The sequence below is a fragment of the Roseateles sp. AC306 genome, from assembly GCF_979253795.1.
Window position 1 is genome coordinate 643,850 of sequence record NZ_CEEDEB010000001.1, and the last position, 19,794, is coordinate 663,643.

Here is a 19,794-nt window from a genome sequence, read left to right on the forward strand (position 1 = left end):
AGTCATGGTAGCGTGCGGGCACAACGACTGGTAGCGCTACCTTTGCTGCCGCAAATGACCCGCACGGAGACTGCATGACAAGCCATTTCCTTTCCTACAGCCCGCAGCGCTGGGCTGCTGCCCTTGGCCTGCTGATGGCCCAGCTGATTGGCGCCGCCGCGGTTGCGCAACCTTCCGGCGGCCCCTATGGCCCCATCCCGCAGCGCTACGCCGTGCCGAATGCCGCGCATGTCTACTTCGTCGCACCGGACGGCAAGGCCGAGGCCTCCGGCGCGTCCATCAGCGAGGCCACGTCCATCGAGGCGGCCATCGCCCGCGTCGTCACGGGCGACGCCATCGTCATGCGCGGCGGCACCTACCGCACCGGCGGGCTGCAGCTCAACCAGGGCATCACGATCCAACCCTACCTGGACGAGACGCCCGTGTTGAAGGGCACGCGCGTGGCCACCGAGTGGGAGAGCCTGCCCAACAACGTCTGGCGCACCAAATGGGCGACGCTCTTCCCCGCGCAGCCGATGGGCTGGTGGCGGCCCGAGCGCGAGGGCGCGCTGACGCCGCTGCACCGCTTCAACAACGACATGGTCTTCATCGACGGCGAGGCGCTCCAGTCCGCCGGCTGGCCGGGCGAGATGGGCAGCAAGGGTTATTACATCGACTACACCAAGGGCCATGTCTACATCGGCGTGAACCCGACCGGCAAGCAGGTCGAGATCACCGCCCACGACATTGCGCTGCACCGCCCTTCACGGCCGGTGCACGGCAAGGCGTCCGACCGCAAGGGCCCGACGCTGCGCGGCATCACCCTCACGCAGTACGCCTATCGCGCCATCGACATCGAAGGCAAGAAGCCGTCCACGCTGGTGTCTGAAGAACCGACGGATGACCCGGTCGGCCCGTCGCCGGAATCCGAACACGGCAAGGAGGTCGTCGGCACGCTGCTGGAGAACGTCACCATCACGCACTGCTCGCGCGTGGCCGGCTATTTCCGCGGCGACAAGCTGGTCATCCGCAACTCGCTGGTCAGCGACACCAGCACCGAGGGCATCTACGTCATCGGCTCGGCGGACGTACTGCTGGAGCGCAACATCATCCGGCGCAACAACGTCGAGCGCCTGACTGGCTACTACCCGTCCGCAGTGAAGATCTTCAACCAGTCGCACCGCGTCGTTGTGCGGGACAACCTCGTTGTCGAGCAGCCGTATTCCAACGGCGTCTGGTGGGACGTCGGCAACCACGACGGCGTCTTCGTCAACAACCATGTCGAAGGCACGATGGCCGGCGTCTTCTTCGAGATCTCCAAGGGCCTGACAGTGGCCGGCAATGTGTTCGTCAACAACCAGCAGGGCGCGCGCATCCTCAACAGCGCGGGTGCCAAGCTCCATCACAACACCTTCGTCAACTCGCCCGTGCTGATCGATCGCAACGAGCGCAGCGCCCAGGGCGACCACTTCGGCTGGCATCCGCAGACGGGGCCGGACGTGAACGAGCGCGTCGGCCATGTCTTCGAGGGCAATCTGCTGGTGGCCGATGCCGGCGTCAAGGGCCCGCTGCTGCGCTTCGAGCAGGCGCCGGTCACCTGCGGCAAGGTCACGCAGGCCATGACGACGCGTGTCGACGGCAATGTCTACGTGCGCTCGGGCAGCGGCCAGCCTCTGGTGAGCTGGGCACCAATGGCAGGGGCAGCGGGCACGCCTTGCCAGACGAACTTCGCCACGCTCGACGCCTTCCGCCAGGCCGTGCCTGGCATGGAGGCCAAGGGCAGGGCGCTGCTCGCCTATGAGGGCGCCGTGTTCAGCAGTCCGGAGCTGCGCCGCTTCGAGCTGGCGCGGGTGCCCGAGGGTGTGCAGCCCCTGCCGGTGGCGCCCGAGGTGCGCAAGCTTCTGGGCTGGGGGGTCACCCACCTGCCGGGCGCACTGCCGGCCGTGCGCTGAGACTGTTTTCAGGAGCTGTCATGCACTTCAAGCGCATTGCCCATGTCTGCCTGCACGTGAGCGACCTGCCGCGCTCGCTGGCGTTCTACAAGAAGCTGGGCTTCACCGAGGTCTTCGACTTCACCCGCAAGGGCAGGGACTTCGGCCGCTACCTGCAGATCGCAGACGCCTGCTACCTCGAGCTGTTCGAGGAGCCCGCGCGCGGCCCGGTGGTGAACAACGGCATCGTTCACTTCTGCCTGGAAACCGAAGACTTGGCAGGCCTGATGGCCTTCCTCGATGCGCAAGGCGTGGCCTACACGCCCCCCAAGCTGGGCGGCGACTTCACCTGGCAGATCTGGCTGGAGGACCCGGACGGCAACAAGTTCGAAGTCCATTGCTACACCGACAAGAGCATGCAGGTGCACGGCGGCACGATGGAGGCGGACTGGTGATGAAAGGCGCGACGCTGGCCGTCTGCGCGACATGGGCCTGCGGTGCAGCGTCCGCCGCGCCGCTGCCTGAGGACGCGGCGACCGGCTGCGTGCCGATGCCCGTCGCGGCGTATGCCGACCTGCCCGCCGTCACCGCGTTGCCCGACCCCTTCCTCAGCCGCAGCGGCGCTGCCCTGACGCGCAAGGCCGACTGGCCCTGCCGGCGCCGGGAAGTCAGCCAGCAACTGCAGGCCTACGAACTGGGCCAGAAGCCCGCACCCGTCGCGGGCAGTGTCAGTTCCAGCAGCGATGGCGCCTTGCTGACGGTCACCGTGAAGGATGCGGGCCGCAGCATCCGCTTCGTGGCCAGCGTCCAGTGGCCCACCGTCGGCACGCCGCCTTATCCCGCGCTGATCGGCATCGGCCGCTCATCGCTGAACAACGCCGAACTGCTGCAGCGCGGCGTTGCCCTCATCAACTTCCCCAACGACGACATTGCCCAGCAAGCGGGCGGCGCCTCGCGCAACCTGGGCAGCTTCTTCACGCTGCACCCGCAGAGCGAAGGCGCCGGTGCGCTGGTGGGCTGGGCTTGGGGCGTGAGCCGGCTGATCGACGCGATAGAACTGGGTGGCCTGCCGGGCATAGACGCCGGCCGCCTCGGCGTGACTGGCTGTTCCCGCAATGGCAAGGGCGCGCTGATGGCGGGAGCGCTGGACGAGCGCCTGGCGCTGACCATCGTGCAGGAGAGCGGCTCGGGCGGCGCGGCGGCCTGGCGCGTCTCGGATGCCCAGAAAGCCGCCGGCCAGAACGTGCAGACCCTGGGCCAGATCGTCCAGGAGAACGTCTGGTTCCGCAGCAGCTTCGGCCAGTTCGGCGCCAGCGCGGCGCGGCTGCCCTACGACCACCATCAGGTGCTGGGCCTGGTGGCGCCGCGTGGCCTGCTGGTCATCGAGAACACGTCCATGGAATGGCTGGGCAACCAGAGCGCCTACACCGCCGCCCTGGCCGCCCGCGAAATCTGGACCGCGCTGGGCGCTGCGGACAGCATGGGCATCACGCAGGTCGGCGGGCACAACCACTGCGTGCTGCCGGCCTCTCAGGCCGTCGAGGTGAATGCCTTCGTCGACCGCTTTCTCAAGGGCCAGACCGGCGTCGATACCGACGTCGTGCACAGCGACGGCCGCTTTCCTGTCGAGCGCAACCGGTGGATGCACTGGAAGACGCCGGCGTTGGACTGAGCTTGTCCGGTTCGCGCTGAGGCCAGCCGGCCGCCCCTGCCGCCGCCGCTCAGTTCAAGCGGAAGGTCGCTACGGCGCTGGCCAGCGTGGCTGCCTGCTCGCGCATGCTGGCAGCGGCTGCGGCGGACTCTTCAACGAGGGCGGCGTTCTGCTGCGTCATCTGATCCAGCTGAACCACGGCCTGGTTGACCTGGCCGATGCCACCGGACTGCGCGTTTGCCGAGGCGCTGATCTCGCCAATGATGTCGGTCACCCGCTGCACACCGTTGACGATTTCCTTCATTGCCTCGCCGGTGCCCTGCACCAGCCTCGAGCCGCTCTCGACCTTCTCGCCGGAGGCGACGATCAGGGTCTTGATCTCGCGTGCTGCCTGTGCCGAACGCTGGGCCAAGGTGCGCACTTCCGCTGCCACCACGGCAAAACCGCGGCCCTGTTCGCCGGCGCGCGCGGCTTCGACTGCGGCGTTCAGCGCCAGGATGTTGGTCTGGAAGGCGATGCTGTCGATCACGCCAATGATCTCGCCAATCTTTCGCGAGGAGGTGTTGATCTCCTCCATGCTCGTCATGACCTTGGCGACGATGCCACCGCCCCGGTGTGCGGCTTCGGCTGCGGCACCGGCCATCTGCGTGGCTTGTTGAGCGGACTCGGCGCTGTGACGCACGCTTTCCGTCAGGGTGTCCATCGAGGACGCGGTTTCCTGCAGGCTTGACGCGGTCGCTTCGGTGCGCACGCTCAGGTCCTGGTTGCCGGAGGCGATCTCGCTCGAGGCCGTGGCGATCGAATCGGTCGCCTGGCGGATCTGGCCAATGGTCTCGCGCAGCTTGCCGGCCATCTCGGCCAGGGCGGCGTTCAGCGAATGATCGTCACCGGCCGTCACGGCGACATGCACCTGCAGATTGCCGTCGGCGATGTGGCGCATCGTCTCGTGCAGCGCGGTGGGTTCGTCGCCCAGATCGCGCCACACCGAGTTGATGACCGCCCTGGATGCGAAGCCGAGCACTGCCAGCACTGCCAGCCCGGTGGCCAGGTTGACCCACAGTGCCTTCTGCACACCGCGGTCGGCTTCGGCCTGGCGGTCCAGCGTGGCCTGCAGCGCTTCGTCGTTGCGCTGCTTCAAGACCTCGGTCAGCTTGACCTGGGAGGCCTGCATGCGCTTGACCTGGTCGCCCACCTCGCCCTTGCCGAGCATCGCGCGCGTGGCGCCCAGCGCTGCAGATTGATAGGGGTCGAAGGCCGACTGGATCTCGCGGGCGAGATCGGCCTTGCCCTCGATCTTCGCCATCGAGGCCAGCACTTCGTTCGTCTTGGCGACGACGGCCTGTACCTCGGTCAGCTTGTCGATGTCCCCTTCGGCAGCAGCGGACTGCAGCGTCAGGCGGAACTGCTCGACGCCTCGATCCACGCGTTGCATGTGGTCGAGCACCGGGTTGTCGACGACGCGCAGTTGATGCAACGACGCCGAGGTGCGAGTCCCGACGACATAGCTGATCGCCATGCCAACGACGAACACCGCTGCCGCAACCAGCGGCAGCATCCAGATCTTGCTTCGAAACTTCATGTGCGAACCTTCAACCGGGAGAGGCGCGTGGGCAGGTCAGTCCAATGACACGGCAGCTTTCACCGTGGCGTCGACTGCGGACTTCTCGATGTAGCCGACGCTCTTGGGGTTGGCTGCGACGGCCTTCTTGACCGCTGCGGAATCGGCCAGCTGCTTGGGCGCCTCGCCCTTGCCGCTGAAAACGATGCGCGACCAGGTCGACTTGACCTGCGCCACGTCGCGGCCGGTGGCCTTCTTGTAAAACTCCGCGTAGACCGGCGAGGACTCGTTCTGGTCGATGGGTGTGAAGGCTTCGCTCTTGCCGAGGAAGATCTGAGCGACCTGATCCTTGGTCAGCGCACCGGCGCTGGGGTGTGTGATGACGACCAGATCGGCCGCCTGCACCGTGGCGCATGCGAGCAGTGCCACAGGGAAAAGAATGCTTGCTTTCATGGCGGTTCCAGGTGATCAGAAGACGAAGTCGGCGGCCACGGTCACGAGATTGACCTTGGCATTCACCGGGAACGTCGGCTGCACGTTGGCGAAGCGGCCGTTGGATTCATTCTTGTTGCTGATGCGCTCGACCTGAAGCTTCAGCGCCACGTTGCGCACGACATCCCAGCGCACACCAGCCGACAGTGAATCCTGCGAGCCGTTGAACTGCTTCAGCGTGGCGTTGAGGCCCGCGTTGATGCCCGCAGCACCGGTGGCCAACGGCGTGCCTTCGGCCGCAGTGATGCCCGCCTCGGCATCGATGTGAGCCTTGGTGCTGGCGAACGTGACGTAGGGTGTCCAGCTGCCGATGCGATAGCCGCCGGTGATGTACCAGGAGGTGCTGTCCGCCAGGAAGCCGTCGCCCTTGAAGGCGACCAGCTCGCTCATGACGAACCACTCACCCGGGTCGTAGTTGAGGCCCACCACCACCGCCGACAGCTTCATGCTGTCGAGCCGGTATTTTTCGACCAGCGCGAGCGCTTGCGCGGCGGAGTTCTGGAAGGCGGGCACCGGCACTGCGCCGGCACCGGCAGCGAACTGCGTCATGCCAGCGAACAACGGCGTCAGGTTGCCGATCTGCAGGTCCAGGTTGACGTTGGTGTAGCCGGCGCGCACCAGCAGCGAACCGATCTCGATCGAGTCGTTGAACCCCCAGGTCGGCTTCGACTTGGCCTTGCCGGTGGGCAGCTTGCTGCTGCCCTGACCGTAGAAGACCTGGAAGGTGTTGTTGGCTTCGCCGAAGCTTTGGCGCCAGGTCGCGTCGACGCCGTCGTTGCTCGTGACCGCCAGCACGCTGTAGACCTCGCTCGGTGCGTGCGCCCAGGGGCTGGCATAGCCGACGAAGCGCGACTCGGACAGCAGATAGGACGGCAGCGCGATGCGGCCGGCACGGAAGCTGAGCGCCTCGTTGAACTGGTACTTGACGTTGGCCCACTCCAGCAGCGGCTTGAACGAGTTGTCGGCCTGGTGCTGGGAGATCACCTGCACGACGGCCGAGACCTTGTCGCCCAGCTTGGCGCTCACCTGGGCGCCGAGCTTGGTCTCGGTGCCGAAATCGGTGCTGCGCGTCAGGCCCGCACCATTGGGTTGGAAGCGCGTCGCGACATAGTCTGCACCGCGCTCGCTGGAATGCACGCCGGCCAGCGTGCCGAAGCCGCTGAACTTGAAGTCGATGCCTTCGGCATGGCTGGCAGATGTCGCCATCGACGCGAGAGCGGCAAACGCGACGGCAGTAAGTTTCAAAGTCATGTATTTCCTTGCGGTGTAGGTTGCGCACGCCCCAAGGGTCGGCCACGACAGCAGTCATGACGCACTCCAAAGCGGCTGGCAAACACATTTGAAATCGGCCGATTTCAGGTGGGCTTGAGCAGGTTCGCGTGGCGGATCGAGAACGAATGCGCGGGGGATTGGGGCGTTGCCGAGATCGCGGAGCGCCTCGTGCGGCGCTGTTGCGACTGACAGATTGCGGGGTCTCGCCCGCCGTGAAAGTGATTGAATGATCGGCCCCGCATCGCCTGACCGCAAGACGATTGCGTCACGCTTATGCTGGTAATCACCAATCCGTTGCGTGCCTGCTAACTGCGCGAAACGTGGAAAAACCACGACGCCGAAAGTCAAGGCAATCCGTCACGAAGCAACCCCTGGCCAAGGCGTTCGGCAGGGGCAACTGACCGAGCCGGCGAGAAGCTCCACGCCCGGCCCGCCGCCATCAACGGCTATTTCGGCCGCTGCTCCGCCGTGCCGTCCAGCCGGATCACGCGGCGAGACCGGTGCGCCGTGTCGTCCAGCGATTCGCTCACCAGCCGGTTGTGCTGCTCCCAGTCCTCCGCCGTGCGGATGATGCTGGGCTTGATGAGCACCACCAGCTCCCGCTTGCGGCCGTTGTTGGCGCGGTTGCCGAACAGCAGCGACGTGAGGGGGTTGCCGTCCGCGCCCGGCACGCCCGAGCCGCGGCGCGAGGCCTCCATCTGCATCAGGCCGCCGATGGCGACGATATGGCCGTCGGGAATGCGCACCACCGTGTCGGTCTCGTTGACGCTCGCGCTGGCCAACGGCAGGCGGAAGTTGCCCACCGAGCCCAGGTCGACCTGCTTGACCTTCTCGGTCACGTTGGACACCGACGGATGGATGTGCAGCGTGACCATGTCGGCACCGTCGATCTGCGGCGTCACGTCCAGCGCAATGCCGCTGAAGAATGGCGTCAGTGTCAGCGTCGGGATCTGGTTGGTCGTGCCGTTGGTGCCGGTGTTGCTGCTGTTGCTGCCGCTGTTGCTGCCGCTGATGCCGGTGATGAAGTAGTCGTCGGTGCCGACCTTGAGCACGGCCTTCTGGTTGTTCAGCGTGGCGATGCGCGGGCTGGACAGGATCTGCGTGTCGCCATGGCTCTCGATGAAGCTCAGCAGCGCCTGGAAGCCGCCGCGCGCCAGCGCCAGGCCGAAGGTGCCACCGCCCGCCGATGGAAGGGGGATGAGGTCGGGCCAGCTCGGGCTTTGCGTGCCGGAAGACAGCGTCGGCAGGCCGCGCGTATTGCTGACCAGCGGGTTGATGATGCTGTTGACGCCGGTCGGCGTGGAGGGGTTGACGCTGGTCTGGCCGATGGCGCCGCGGTCGCCGATGCGCGACCAGTCGATGCCGCTCTGGTAGCCCTCGCGCAGTTCCACCTCGACGATCTTGGCCTCCAGCATGACCTGGCGCTCCACGGCCACGCGCGTGGCCTTCAGCCAGGCCTCGACGTGGCGCAACTCCTCCGGCATGGCGCGCACGGCGATGGTGCCGGTCTGCGGGCTGGTGATGACGGTGCGGCCTTCGCCGGTGCCGACGAGCGCCTTCAGCGCCGCGGCCGTTTCGCCCCAGAAGTCGCTCGCGACCTTGGTGCTGAGCTGGCTGCTCTCCTGCTGCTGCGAGGTGGTGGCGCTGCCGCCGGACGTGTTGCCGCTGCTGCTGCCCGCGTTGCTTCCGTTGCCCTGGCTGCCTGCCGGCGCGGCACCGGAGCTGACGCGCACCTCGCTGCGGCCGCTGCGTTGCAGGGCCAGCGCGTTGAGGGTGAAGACGCGTGTCTGCAGCGTGGGCGGGAAGACGGTGATGCGGCGACCGTCGATGCTGTAGTCGAAGCCGTAGACGTCGCGGATGGCGTCCAGCGACTCGCGCAGCGTGACGCCCTTGAGCGTGACCGACAGCTGGCCCGACACGGTGGGGTGCACCAGCATGCTGTAGCGCGTGTCGCTCACCAGGGACAGGAAGACGTCGCGCGCCGGGGCGCCGTTGACGATGAGGTCGAAACGCGGCTCGGGCGGCAGTGCAGGCGCCGGTGCCGGCACCGGAATCGCCTGGGCTTCGGGCGCCGAGGCGACAGGTGCCGGCGCCGCAGCGCGCTGGGCCTGCAGCTCGTCACGCAGCGACTGGCTGGGCTGGGCCACGCGCAGGGGCTTGTCGGCACAGCCTGCAAGCAAGGCCATGGCCGCGCTCAACAGCAGAAGACGAGGGGCGGGGGCCTTCATGGCTGCTTCTCCTTGGAATTTTTGAGCGCCGGCTTGGGCGACGCCGGTGTGGGGGGCGTGCGCTTCTCGACACCGCCGTACAGCGGTTCGCGGCGCACCTGGCCGGCCTCGCGCAGCCACACGGCCTGCTCGGTGATGCGTTCGATGCGGGCGCCGTCGAGCAGCTCGCCCACGGCAAAGCGCCGACCGCGCTGCACCACATAGCCTCGGCCGTTGGCGAACACGATCTGGCGGATGCCGTCGCGTGCCGGCTCGGCGCCCGGGCCGGGTGCGGACGCGGCCTCGGCGGCAGTGATGGCATTGCGCAGCGCGGCGGGCAGGGCCGTGGGGTCACGGCTTGCGTCCTGGGCCTGAACATGACCTTGGCCCGAAAGCGCGGCCAGCAGCAGGGCGATCCGTCTCATGGCTGCACCTTCAGCAGGAAGAGCTGCGCGCGCAGTCGCGGTGGCTCGTTGTTGCCCGAGGCGATCAGCTGCATGTCGCCCCAACGCAGCCCGGGCATTTCGCGCTCCAGCGCCTGCAGATAGCGCTGGATGTCACCGTAGCGGCCCAGCACCTGCAGTTCGACGCCCTGCCAGCTCATGCCCGGCATCTGGGGCAGAGCAGGGGGACGGGCAGACGGCGCCGAGGCGGCAACCGCGGACACGATGGACGTTGAGGGCATGGCCACGGGCATGTCGCCCAGCAGCGCCAGCCGCTCCAGCACCAGGCCGGGCTGCTGGCCCAGCAGGCGCTGCAGCACGGCGGACAGGCCCTCGCCGCCGCCGACCGAGCCGGCCTTGCGCAACTCGCCGTCCAGCCGCAGGCGCTCGGCCTGGGCGGCGTCGAGCTGGACGCGCAACTGGCCGGCCGGGTCGTTCACATTGCTGCTGGCCGCCACGAACTGCTCGCGCAGTTGCGTCACCTCGGCCGCCTGGCTGGCCTGGGCTTCGGCACGCAGCTTGTTGCGGGCGGACAGCGGCGTCAGTACCAGGCTGTCAAACAGCGCCGCCAGCACCGCCGCGATGCTGATGAAGATGATGGCGCGCTCACGCAGGCTGAGGGCGTCGATGCGCTTGCCCTGGCGTTCCCAGCGTGCTTTCAGCGGCGCGAGATTGATGGGCGTGGAGGCTTTCATCGCGCGGCCTCCGAGGCCGCCTGGGCCGGTGAACTGACGACGCGAAACGCCCATACCGGCAGGCCCGCCCGGGCGACCGGGCTGGTGCTCGACAGCAGCGCGTTGGCGTCAGCGGCCGTGCCCGGCGCGCCCAGGCGCTCCACGCGCAGCGTCGACAGCGCCTGCCCGGCCAGCAGCGGGTGGCCGGCCAGCCGGCCCAGCCAGGGCCGAAGCACGGCAGTGTCCAGCGTGCCGCCGACGAGTTCCACCCGGCCCGGCGCGTAGTGCAGCTCGCCCAGCCAGGCGGCTTCCGGCAGGCTGCGCGCGATGAGGGCGAGCAGGTCCGAATGACGCTGGCCGGGCCTGGTGCCGCCCTCGGCACCCAGGGCTTGAAGCAAGGCCCGGCGCTCGCCGTTGCCGGCCAGCAGCTGCTGGAGTTGCTGTTGTGCGGCGGCGCCGTCGACCGGCACGGGCAGGCCGGCAAGGGCCACGGCGAGCTGCTGGCGCTCGGTCGCGTACTGGGCCAGCAAGGCCTGGTGCTCAGCGTCGGCGCGGCGGTCGCGCTGCTGCAGCCACAGCGCGGCGCCCAGGCCCGCGGCCAGCAGCAGCCCGGTCGCCTGCACCAGCGTCAGCGCCGAGAAATAGCGCTTGGGGGCCAGCAGGATGGGCGTGAGGAGGTTGATCTGCTGGGCCATCAGAGCTTTCTTGTCTCCGTGCGCAGTGCGGCGCCCAGCAGGGGCAGGCAGGCGGCCAGGGCCTGGGTTGCGTCGCCCTCGGGCGGCGGCGCATCTGCGGCGAAGGCTGCGAGCGGGTCGAGCGCCACCGTGCGTTGGCCCAGCTCGCGCTGGATCAGCGCCGCGACGTCGGTGCCATGTGCAGCCGTCAGCACATAGAGCCGCGCCAGCGGCAGGTCGGGCCAGCTGCGCTCCCAGACGTCGATGGAGCGCTGGAGTTCGACGACCAGCGGCGACTCCTGCGTATTGCCGCCGTCGAAGGTGCCACCGGGCTGGTACTCGAAACCCAGCGGCAGATCGGCCGAGGCCGGCTCCGCCTGCTCGCCACGGGCGCGCGCCAGCAGCGTGGGGTCGCCCTCCAGGCGGCGCGTGTAGAAGAGCTCGTCCCCGGCGCAGATGACGAGCAGGCAGTGCTGTTCGTCGATAAGCACGGCGGCGCAGGCGCGGGCGGCCAGGTCGTCGGCGCGGGCCTGGGCGGCCAGCAGGTTGCGCAGCGCCGTTTCCCAGATGTCGACGATGGCGATCTGGTCGTTGAGAGTCGCAGCACCACGGGTCAATGCCTTGATGGCGCTGTTGCGGGCCGCCACGACGAAGAGCTGGCGCGAGCCGGTAGTGCCGGGCCGCTCGACAGCGCCACCGACGTGCATGACGTCGAGCGTCAGCTCGGCAACGTCCACGTCCACCATCTCCTTGATCTGCCAGCGCGCGGCTGCCTTGAGCTCCTCCTGCGGCACGTTGGGCGTGTCGACCTTGAGGATCTGATAGTCGACCGGGTCCAGCAGCGCGATGGCCTCGCCGGCGGGGACGGGTCTTGCCTCGGGCAGCAGACCCCAGCGCAGCAGGCGCGCAGGCTCGTCACCGGGCGCGCCGTCGGTCAGCACGAAGGCGTGCTGCGCGCCGGCCTGGCGCACCAGCAGGCGCTGGCCGCTGCGGCGGGGTTGCCAAGGCCAGCGCATCAGTAGTTCTCCCGCTGGTAGAGCACGCCGTCGGCACCGCGGTAGAGGCCCCATGTGGCGCGGGCGCCGGGGTCGCTGGCGGCAGCCGTGCCGCCGCACCACGACCCGCGCATTGCGCTGAGGTTGGCGCCTGCCGTCGCGGCCACCGTCGGCGTCCAGCCGGCTGCAGTTTTCAGGCAGGAGGCGTCGGTGCTGGTCGAGCCCAGCGCCAGTGCAATGTCCATGCTGCCCACGCGCCCGCTGCCTGGTGCCGCCAGCGTGATGAAGGAGGGCGTGGTGGGGCTGACGGTGACGCTGCTCGGGCTCATCACTGCATCGGCTGCGGTCAGCTGCCGGCGGAAGTTTCCGAAGCTCACGTTGGCAGAGGTGATGCGGGTGCAGGAATCCAAGTCGTTGGTCTTGAAGGTGGAGGTGCTGCTGTCCCAGTACTGGGCCGTCAGCGGCAGCCTGAGGACGCGGTTGGCGGCGCCCAGCGCATTCTGCAGGCGCAGCCGCCCATAGCGCAGGGGAACTTGCCCTAGGAGGGTCCGGTCGGCGCCGTCGGCCGGGGAATCGGTATCCAGGTTGAACGCCAGCATAGCGACGCCGTCGCTGTCGACAGGCGCGATGCCGAACTGCGCGTTGGGATGGGGCCCGTCGGGGCTGGTGCCACGCTGGCCGTTGGCGGTCATGCTGACGTTGACGGCGCCGTTGCTCCAGGTGCCGGAGCCGAAGGCCGTCGTCATGCGCCCGCCTGGCTTCCACATGGTGCTGCCCGAAATGCCGGCCAGGTTGATGCTGGCCGTGTTGGTGGGATCGAACTTGGCGAACGCGCCGGTGTAGTTCTGCGTCGTCGCTCCGGCCGCGTTCTGGGCCGTCAGCGTGAACCTGAACGTCATGCCTTCGCCCATGTAGCTGAACGTCGAAGCGGGGCTGCATGCCATCGAGCTGCGGTGGGTGACCGTAAAGCTGCCGACATCAAACCCCGCCGGAATGAAGCGGCCGACATTGCCACTGGTCGTGCCGGTGACATTGCTGTTGCTGGCGCCGAGGTAGCTGCCGTCGGCCACCGCAGGCGTCAGCGTGATGATGCCGACCTCGGGCCAGGCGAAGGTGGTGCCTGTGGCCGCACCGCCGCTGAAAGTGCCGAAAGCGCTCGGGTTGGTCAGCGCGGGCGCATTGCCGCCTGCCGGCTGCGCCAGCGCGGCGGTGAGCGTCACGCCTTCCGGCGTCGTCTCCCTGCCGTAGTTCGGGGTCGCGTTGCCGCTTGCGTCTACGGCCGTGACGGTGGCCGAGAACGGCCGGCCGGCCGGCATGAAGGCGCCGCCGGCGGCCGACGTCGCGCCGGGGTTGTTGCCGGGATTGGCGATGGCGGCGGTCGCGCAGGAGCCGGCCGCGTAGGTGGTACAGCGGATGGCAGACATCACGAAGCCCGCCGGCTTGACGACGAAGGCGTTGCTGCTGCCGCTCAAGGCGCCCGCCAGCGAGCCGCCTGCGGCCTTGCTTGCCAACAGCGTCACTCGGCCGACGTCCGCGTAGTTGAAACTGAACGGCGCATTGCCGTTGGCATCGAAGGTCATCGGCACCGCCGTGCTGGCACTGCTGCTGCCGTTGGCGTTGCCGGCCACCGCCACCGCGCTGCTGCCGGTCACCGTCATGCGGCTGCCGCTGGAGCAGGTCGTGGGGTCGTTGCACTGCACGCCCCAGTTCACGTTCGTCGCGCCGCTCAAGGCGGCTTCGCAGGCCTTGGTCGTCGTGTTTGTCTTCACCGCCCGCAGCACCCAGCTGCCGGAAGACGTGCCGGCGGTCTGCGTCGGCACGGTGGTGGCAGCGCCGTTGAGGCTGCTGGCGATGATGAAGCCGGCGGTGCTGAACGTAGTGGAACAACTGTTGGCGGCGCTGCAGCTCGTGCCGTCGGCGCAGCAGCGGCGCGCCGATGTGGCCGAGGTGCCCTCGCCCGACAGCGTCACCGTTGCCGTGCTGCCGTTGCCGGCGGTGCCGTGGCTGAGCGTCGTCGTCGCACTGCCGCTTGCATTGAAGGTGACGGTGCCCGACCCCAGGGTCCCGGCCGTCGTGGCGAGCGTCGCCGTCTCGCCGCTGAAGTTCGCGACGGGATTCGTGCATGGGCTGGAACTGTCTGCGCAGGCGGTCACGGTCAGCGTCGACGCCTGGCAGGACAGGCTGGCACTGGGCGCGGAGAGTTCGTAGTGGTCGACCGGCGGCGCCAGGCCGGCGCGCGGATAGAAGGTGGCGCGGCCGTTGATGGCAGCACTGCCGTCGCTGGTCGCCAGGATCATGCTGTTGTCCACCGGGTGCTGCAGGTAGTAGGCGGGGTAGTTCGACGCCTCGAAGCTGATCGCCGTCGAATTGGCGAGCCCGCTGCGCAGGCAGAACGTGGCGTCTGCGGGGTAGGGCGCTGTCGCGCTGTTGACGTTGAGCTTGAGGATGAAGTTGTTGTGGCGCAGGTAGTAGCCCGGAGCGTTCACCGACTCGAACGACCAGCACGCCGAGTTCGTGATGCCTGGGCGGGCGATGAAGGTGCTGTCGCTGCGCGTCAGCCAATTGCTGCTCGCCGATACCGGCGAGATGTAGCCGAGGTAGTTGCTGTGGCGGATGTAGGAGCCCGGCACGTCGTAGGACTCGAAGCTGTAGCGAGCCCCGGACACCAGCGTTGGCGCCGGGCCCGCGCAGGTGGCGGGCATTGCATAGGTGCTGTTGTTGACGACGCAGCTGTTGGTGCAGCTGGCGCCGCAGCAGACGCTGTTGATGCTGCTCGTCACGCCGAGTGTGATGCTGGCGCTGGAAGTGGACTTGACGCAGGCCGAGGCGACAGCGTTCTGCCCGAAGCTGATGGTGCCGCTGCTGGTGGTGAGCGCCCCGACCACCGTGCCGGCGTAACCCACCGAGACCGCGCCGGCGCCGCCGGTCAGCGTACCGCCGACCCGTGCGCTCTGCCCCAGGGTGATGGTTCCCGTCGTCGAGAGATTGCCGTTGACCTTGGCGCTCTCGCCGACGGACACGGCGCCTGAACCAGCGCTGAGGTTGCCCTGAACGGTGGCGAACTGTACGACCGTGATGCTGCCGCTGCCCGTGACGCTGCCCGTGACCGTCCCGCTTTCGCTGATGGTGATCGTGCCCGAGCCGGCCGTCACGTTGCCGCCAATCGTGCCGAAGCCCGCCGTCAACAGTGTGCCGGTTCCGCTGGTCGAGACATTGCCGGTGACGGACGTCTGATAGGCCAGCGTCACGTTGCCGCCCGTGGCTGTCAGGTTGCCGGTGACGACCACGCCGCCGCCACCGGCATCGTTGACGCTGGTCGCCGTGATGTTGCCGGTGACCTTGGCCTGGTAGCCGAAGGTCAGGGTGCCATTGACGACGAGGTTCAGATCGCTGGTGGCGCCGGCCTGGTTGATCAGTGCGTTGCTGGTGTCGAGGTTGCCATTGACGGTGATGGTGGCCGGCTTGGTGCCGGCAATGGCCACGGTGTCGTTGTAGCCCAGGCTCAGTGCGGAGCAGGTGTAGTTGCCGCCAGTGCCGCTGCACCCCGCCGGCAGGGTGCCCGGAAAGGTGTAGGCCGCAGCACCCGCCAGCGAGGGCAGGGCCAGGGCGGCGATGGCCAGGAACGAGATCAGCCAGTGCTTCATTGGCTCAGGCTCAGGCTGCGGGTGAGTTGCCGCTCGGCATAGGTTTGCTCGGCCGTGCCTGCGTTGGGGCAGGCGCCGCCGGTCGGGATGTTGCAGGCGGTCGCCAGCAGGGTGTAGAAGGCATGGTTCTGGCCATCGTCCGCCGCACTGCCTGCGGCGGGCGTGCGGGTGCAGGTGACGGTGACGGTATAACCGGTCAACTGATCGGGCAACGCAATGTTGCGCGTCGCAAAACAGGCCGGCTGGCCGCCCGCACGCAGGATCTGGTGGCTGCCCCACTCCAGGCCGGCAAACGCTCCCTGATAGGCCTTGGCCGCTGCCAGCTCACCGGCCGAGCCCATCTGCTGGCGCTGGCTCAGCGATGCCAGTGCGACGCCCAAGGCGGCCAGGGCGACCAGGATGAAAAGCATCGACATCATGGTGAAGCCGCCAACGGCACGCAGGCGATTCATGGCAGGTTGTCCACGTGGACGGTGTGATAGAGCGTCACCGTCTCGTTCTGGGCGCCGAGCTGGATGCTCAAGGTCACCAGGGCATAGCGCGATGCGATGGCATTCACGTCGTAGCTGAAGGAGCAGCTCTTCACATGGCGGGCCAGCACTGCGGCATTGCCGCCCGCGGGCGGATTGGGCTGGCTGCTCACGAAGCCGTAGCCGCTGTAACGCGTCAGCGTTTCGGCGGTGGTGTCGCAGCGGTAGGTGACCGGCTGCTCGATGGCGTAGACGCGGTAGGGCGGCGCCTGCAGAGCGTTCGGCAATGCCGCACCGGCGATGGTCACGCTGGTGGCGTTGCCGGCCGCCGTGGACGAGACGCGCACGTTGGCCTGGGTGTAGGCGTCGGCATCGGGCACGCCGGGGCCGAGGTTGTACCAGGCCAGGCGCTGGCTGGCGCTGGCCAGGCGCAGCGCCGGGCCGACGATGGCGAAGCTGGTGTCCGGCGTACCGAAGAGCAGCGGGTCGCCGGTCTCAGTGCCGGCCGCATACCGTGCGGCGCCGCTGACGGGAATCAGCTCCAGGCTCATGCCGGTGATGCGCGCGCTGTTGGGCAGCGCTGCAGCCAGGTCGCGGCTGATGCGGCGCAGGGCGGTGTCGGCCTCGTCGCCGAGCTGGGCACGCGTCGCGCTGGCGAAATAGGCCGTGATGGATGGCACGATGAAGATGGCCACCATCGCGATGACGACGCCAGTGATGGTGATCACCATGACCGCCTCGATCAGCGTGAAACCGCGCATGCGGTTCGACAAACCGCGCGTGCGGCCCGTCGGGACGCCGACGCGGCAAGGAAAGCCGGCTTGCCGACGCGCCGACACCGCGTCAGAACGCCGCTCAGAATGGTGAATTGGGCGCATAGCGGGTTCGCCAGCCTTGCAGCGCGATGCTGCTGCTGCCGGGGCCTGAGACGGTGACGGTGATCTTCAGCGCGTCCCCGCTGCCGACGGTCAGCGAGTCCAGCGCGGCGGCGGCGACGGCCACGCTGGCCGTGTAGCCAGACAGCCCGCTCACGGCCGCGTTCGACAGATCGCGGATGCCGGTCATTGAGAAGCCAGCGTAGTCGTTGACGTTGTCGATGTAGTTGGTCGGGCCGTAGCGGCTCTCGCCGCTTTCGGCGACGGGGTTCTCGATCATGCTGGCGCAGCCTGTTGCCGACACGACGGCCGATGTCGCCGTCTCGACATTGGCGTCGTCCGGGTCGCACCAGGTGAACGGCATCAACTGCACCTCGCGCAGCAGCGACTCGGCAATGGCGAGCTGCTGGCGGCGGATCATGGGGTCGGCGCTGGCCATCGTGGCGGCGGTGAAGACCCGCAGCATCGCGGCCAGCGCAATGCCCACGACGACGATGAACATCAGCAGCTCGATCAGCGTGAGGCCCTGGGCCCGGCGGGGGAGGTGCATGCGCTTCATGCTAGCCCAGGGTCTGTGTGGCCCAAGCTTCAAGGAAGGGGGTAGATCAGGCCCGTGTCGGTCTCTACACGGTAGGCCTGGCTGTAGCTGCCGGAGGCCACGGTGACGGTCAGGCTCGCGGCCGTGCTCGTCACCGTGCTGCCGCCGTTGCCGCTGTTGAAGGTGACCGTGCGGCTGCCGCCCTCGGCGATGCAGGGCGACTCGGTCGGCGGGCAGGCGAGGGCGCCGAGGCTGGCGCCGCTGCCGTAGGCCCAGCTGACGCCGGTGCCGGAGATGGTGGCCACGATGGGCCGGCGCTGCTGCAAGGCCAGTCGAAGCATGCCCTGGTGGCGGGCCATCAGGTCGTCGCCAAACGAACGCAGCCGCCAGAGCGTCGTGTCCAGCACCTTTGGAAGGGCGAACACCGCCAGGGCGGCCGTGATCACGATGACGAGGATGAGCTCGATCAGCGTGAAGCCCGCGTCAATACGCGGGATTCGTTTCATGGGTCAGGTGCTGCCGGTGACGGTGAAGGTCGCCGTCTTGCCGTTGCCGGTCAGCACGCAGGTGGAGACGGTGACGTCGTTGGCTGCCGTGGAGTCCGTCGTGACGGAGTAGCCGGTGGGCAGGGCGCCGCCTTGCAACGCGGCAACGATGTCCGAGCACTTGAGGATCTGCACCGTCTTGTTGGTCGCCGTGGTGCCGGATTCGCCCTTGGCCTTGCGGCTGGCGTAGTTGATGGCCGAGGCCGAGCTGAGCGCGCCAGCTACGCCGTTGACGGCAGCGATCTTGGCGTCGTCGTCGACGTTGACAAACTTGGGCAGTGCGACGGCAGCCAGCACGCCGAGGATCACGATGACCATCACCAGCTCGATGAGGGTGAAGCCAGATTGTTGGGACTTGTTCATGGGAGAGAGAGCCTTCCTGCGCTGAGCGCTGACATCCGGGAATGACAGGACTATCGGCCGGCACCCGTCAGACTGAAAGTGAATAGCGCACGGCTTGACCCTCGCGGCTTGAAACGAGCCTGCAAACCGTTGCAGGCTTCACACGCCAATGGGTCGCGGGCCGCTAGCGCCCTTGCGCCGCCTGGCCCAGGTTCCACAAGGGCAGGAACACGCCCAGCGCCAGCACCAGCACCAGCGCACCGATGACGGCCAGCAGGATGGGTTCGATGGCCGCCGACAGGCCTTTGATGGCGTAGTCGGTCTCGCGTTCATACATCTGCGCGATCTCGGTCATCAGCGAGTCCAGCTCGCCGGTCTCCTCGCCCACCGCAATCATCTGCAGGACGATGGGCGTGAAGACGCCGGTGGCCGTGGCGCAGCGCGAGATGCTTTCACCGCGCTCCACGCCGTCGCGCATCTGCTCGATGCGGGCGCCGATGTAGGCGTTGTCCACGGTCTGGGCCACCACCGTCATGGCCTGGCTGATGGGCACGCCCGAGCTGTTGGCCAGCGCGAAGCTGCGCGCGAAGCGGGCCAGCGTGGCCTTCAGCACGATGTTGCCGGCGATGGGCAACCTGAGCTTGAAGCGGTCCCAGGTGTAGAGGCCGCTGGCCGTGGCGATCCAGTTGCGCCAGGCCAGTGCCAGGCCGATGCCACCGGCCACCACCATGGGCCACCACTTCAGCGTCCAGGCGGAGAAGCCGAGCAGGATGCGCGTCATCAGCGGCAGGTCGGTCTTGAAGTGGGCGAAGACGTCGGCAAACTTGGGCAGCACGAAGACGTTGATGACCACCAGCGCGATGCCCATGGCGATGAACACCATGATGGGATAGCGCAGCGCCTGCTTGATGCGGGCGCGGATGTCGAGTTCGAACTCCAGGTGCTCAGCCAGGCGCTTGAAGACTTCAGTCAGCTTGCCCGTCAGCTCGCCCACACGCGTCATGGCGATGAAGAAGGCGCTGAACACAGTGGGGTGGCGAGCGAATGCGGTGGCCAGTTCACGCCCCTGGTCGAGGCTGGCGCGCACGTCCTGCAGCAGGCTGACGATGCCGGGGTGGGTCGTTGACGCCTCGAGGCCGGCCAGCGCACGCAGGATGGGCACGCCGGCCTTCTGCAGCGTGTAGAGCTGGCGCGTCAGCACGAGGGAGTCCTCCATCGTCACGGGCTTGGCCAGCAAGGCCTGCAGCCAGCCGCCGCCGCCAGCCGTGCTGACGGCGTCCTGGGTCGGCTCGATGCTGACCGGCACGACGCCGCCGGCCATCAGCTGGGCGGCCACGGCGTCGGGGGTGACGGCATCGACGATGCCTTCGACGAGCTCGCCGCGACCGTTGCGGCCCTTGAAGGCGAAGTTCATCCCGGCAGCCTGCTATGGCTTGGAACTGCGGGCCGAGCGCCGGGCCGCCCCAAGCCGGACCGCAGGCGATGTGCTTGGGGCTCAATGCCA

18 protein-coding genes are annotated in these 19,794 nt (G+C 68.1%); 3 read left to right on the forward strand and 15 right to left on the reverse strand.

Annotated features, from left to right (window positions below):
• The first annotated feature begins 74 nt into the window (after positions 1-74).
• The 3 genes from AC0IZJ_RS02600 to AC0IZJ_RS02610 are packed head-to-tail and all read left to right on the forward strand — an operon-like array spanning position 75 to position 3,582.
• A complete protein-coding gene (locus AC0IZJ_RS02600; protein WP_471846353.1) occupies positions 75-1,931 on the forward strand; it encodes a right-handed parallel beta-helix repeat-containing protein in 1,857 nt (618 codons plus the stop codon).
• Positions 1,932-1,951: 20 nt separating this feature from the next.
• Complete coding sequence (locus AC0IZJ_RS02605) at positions 1,952-2,365, forward strand: VOC family protein (RefSeq protein WP_471846355.1); 414 nt, start codon at positions 1,952-1,954, stop codon at positions 2,363-2,365.
• A complete protein-coding gene (locus AC0IZJ_RS02610) occupies positions 2,365-3,582 on the forward strand; it encodes a glucuronyl esterase domain-containing protein (RefSeq protein WP_471846357.1) in 1,218 nt (405 codons plus the stop codon). The genes AC0IZJ_RS02605 and AC0IZJ_RS02610 overlap by 1 nt, the downstream gene beginning before the upstream one ends.
• A 49-nt stretch (positions 3,583-3,631) precedes the next feature.
• Here the strand turns inward: AC0IZJ_RS02610 and AC0IZJ_RS02615 are convergent, their stop codons facing one another.
• The 15 genes from AC0IZJ_RS02615 to AC0IZJ_RS02685 form a co-directional block, all read right to left on the reverse strand.
• Complete coding sequence (locus AC0IZJ_RS02615) at positions 3,632-5,140, reverse strand: methyl-accepting chemotaxis protein (RefSeq protein WP_471846359.1); 1,509 nt, start codon at positions 5,138-5,140, stop codon at positions 3,632-3,634.
• 36 nt (positions 5,141-5,176) lie between these two features.
• Positions 5,177-5,572 carry a hypothetical protein gene (locus AC0IZJ_RS02620; protein WP_471846361.1) on the reverse strand — a complete coding sequence of 132 codons (396 nt, stop codon included), beginning with the start codon at positions 5,570-5,572 and terminating at the stop codon, positions 5,177-5,179.
• A gap of 15 nt (positions 5,573-5,587) precedes the next feature.
• Positions 5,588-6,862, reverse strand: coding sequence for a hypothetical protein (locus tag AC0IZJ_RS02625; protein WP_471846363.1), 1,275 nt, complete (start codon positions 6,860-6,862; stop codon positions 5,588-5,590).
• Positions 6,863-7,329: 467 nt separating this feature from the next.
• The gene (locus tag AC0IZJ_RS02630) at positions 7,330-9,111 is read right to left on the reverse strand and encodes a secretin N-terminal domain-containing protein (protein ID WP_471846365.1); all 1,782 of its coding nucleotides are present in this window, start codon (positions 9,109-9,111) and stop codon (positions 7,330-7,332) included.
• Positions 9,108-9,515, reverse strand: coding sequence for a hypothetical protein (locus AC0IZJ_RS02635; protein ID WP_471846367.1), 408 nt, complete (start codon positions 9,513-9,515; stop codon positions 9,108-9,110). The genes AC0IZJ_RS02630 and AC0IZJ_RS02635 overlap by 4 nt, the downstream gene beginning before the upstream one ends.
• The gene (locus tag AC0IZJ_RS02640; RefSeq protein WP_471846369.1) at positions 9,512-10,228 is read right to left on the reverse strand and encodes a hypothetical protein; all 717 of its coding nucleotides are present in this window, start codon (positions 10,226-10,228) and stop codon (positions 9,512-9,514) included. Before AC0IZJ_RS02640 ends, AC0IZJ_RS02635 begins: the two co-directional genes overlap by 4 nt.
• Positions 10,225-10,902 carry a hypothetical protein gene (locus tag AC0IZJ_RS02645; RefSeq protein WP_471846371.1) on the reverse strand — a complete coding sequence of 226 codons (678 nt, stop codon included), beginning with the start codon at positions 10,900-10,902 and terminating at the stop codon, positions 10,225-10,227. The genes AC0IZJ_RS02640 and AC0IZJ_RS02645 overlap by 4 nt, the downstream gene beginning before the upstream one ends.
• Positions 10,902-11,897, reverse strand: coding sequence for a hypothetical protein (locus AC0IZJ_RS02650; RefSeq protein ID WP_471846373.1), 996 nt, complete (start codon positions 11,895-11,897; stop codon positions 10,902-10,904). Before AC0IZJ_RS02650 ends, AC0IZJ_RS02645 begins: the two co-directional genes overlap by 1 nt.
• On the reverse strand, positions 11,897-15,520 hold the full coding sequence (locus AC0IZJ_RS02655) for a DUF6701 domain-containing protein (RefSeq protein WP_471846375.1): 3,624 nt from the start codon (positions 15,518-15,520) through the stop codon (positions 11,897-11,899). The genes AC0IZJ_RS02650 and AC0IZJ_RS02655 overlap by 1 nt, the downstream gene beginning before the upstream one ends.
• The gene (locus AC0IZJ_RS02660; protein WP_471846377.1) at positions 15,517-15,972 is read right to left on the reverse strand and encodes an agglutinin biogenesis protein MshP; all 456 of its coding nucleotides are present in this window, start codon (positions 15,970-15,972) and stop codon (positions 15,517-15,519) included. Before AC0IZJ_RS02660 ends, AC0IZJ_RS02655 begins: the two co-directional genes overlap by 4 nt.
• Positions 15,969-16,751 carry a PulJ/GspJ family protein gene (locus tag AC0IZJ_RS02665; protein WP_471846379.1) on the reverse strand — a complete coding sequence of 261 codons (783 nt, stop codon included), beginning with the start codon at positions 16,749-16,751 and terminating at the stop codon, positions 15,969-15,971. Before AC0IZJ_RS02665 ends, AC0IZJ_RS02660 begins: the two co-directional genes overlap by 4 nt.
• 94 nt (positions 16,752-16,845) lie before the next feature.
• The gene (locus AC0IZJ_RS02670; protein WP_471846381.1) at positions 16,846-17,415 is read right to left on the reverse strand and encodes a type IV pilus modification PilV family protein; all 570 of its coding nucleotides are present in this window, start codon (positions 17,413-17,415) and stop codon (positions 16,846-16,848) included.
• A 38-nt stretch (positions 17,416-17,453) separates the two neighbouring features.
• Entirely contained in the window at positions 17,454-17,909 is a 456-nt protein-coding gene (locus AC0IZJ_RS02675) for a prepilin-type N-terminal cleavage/methylation domain-containing protein (RefSeq protein WP_471846384.1), read from the reverse strand.
• 3 nt (positions 17,910-17,912) lie between these two features.
• Complete coding sequence (locus AC0IZJ_RS02680; protein ID WP_471846386.1) at positions 17,913-18,311, reverse strand: prepilin-type N-terminal cleavage/methylation domain-containing protein; 399 nt, start codon at positions 18,309-18,311, stop codon at positions 17,913-17,915.
• A gap of 163 nt (positions 18,312-18,474) precedes the next feature.
• A complete protein-coding gene (locus AC0IZJ_RS02685; RefSeq protein ID WP_471846388.1) occupies positions 18,475-19,704 on the reverse strand; it encodes a type II secretion system F family protein in 1,230 nt (409 codons plus the stop codon).
• Positions 19,705-19,794: the final 90 nt, after the last annotated feature.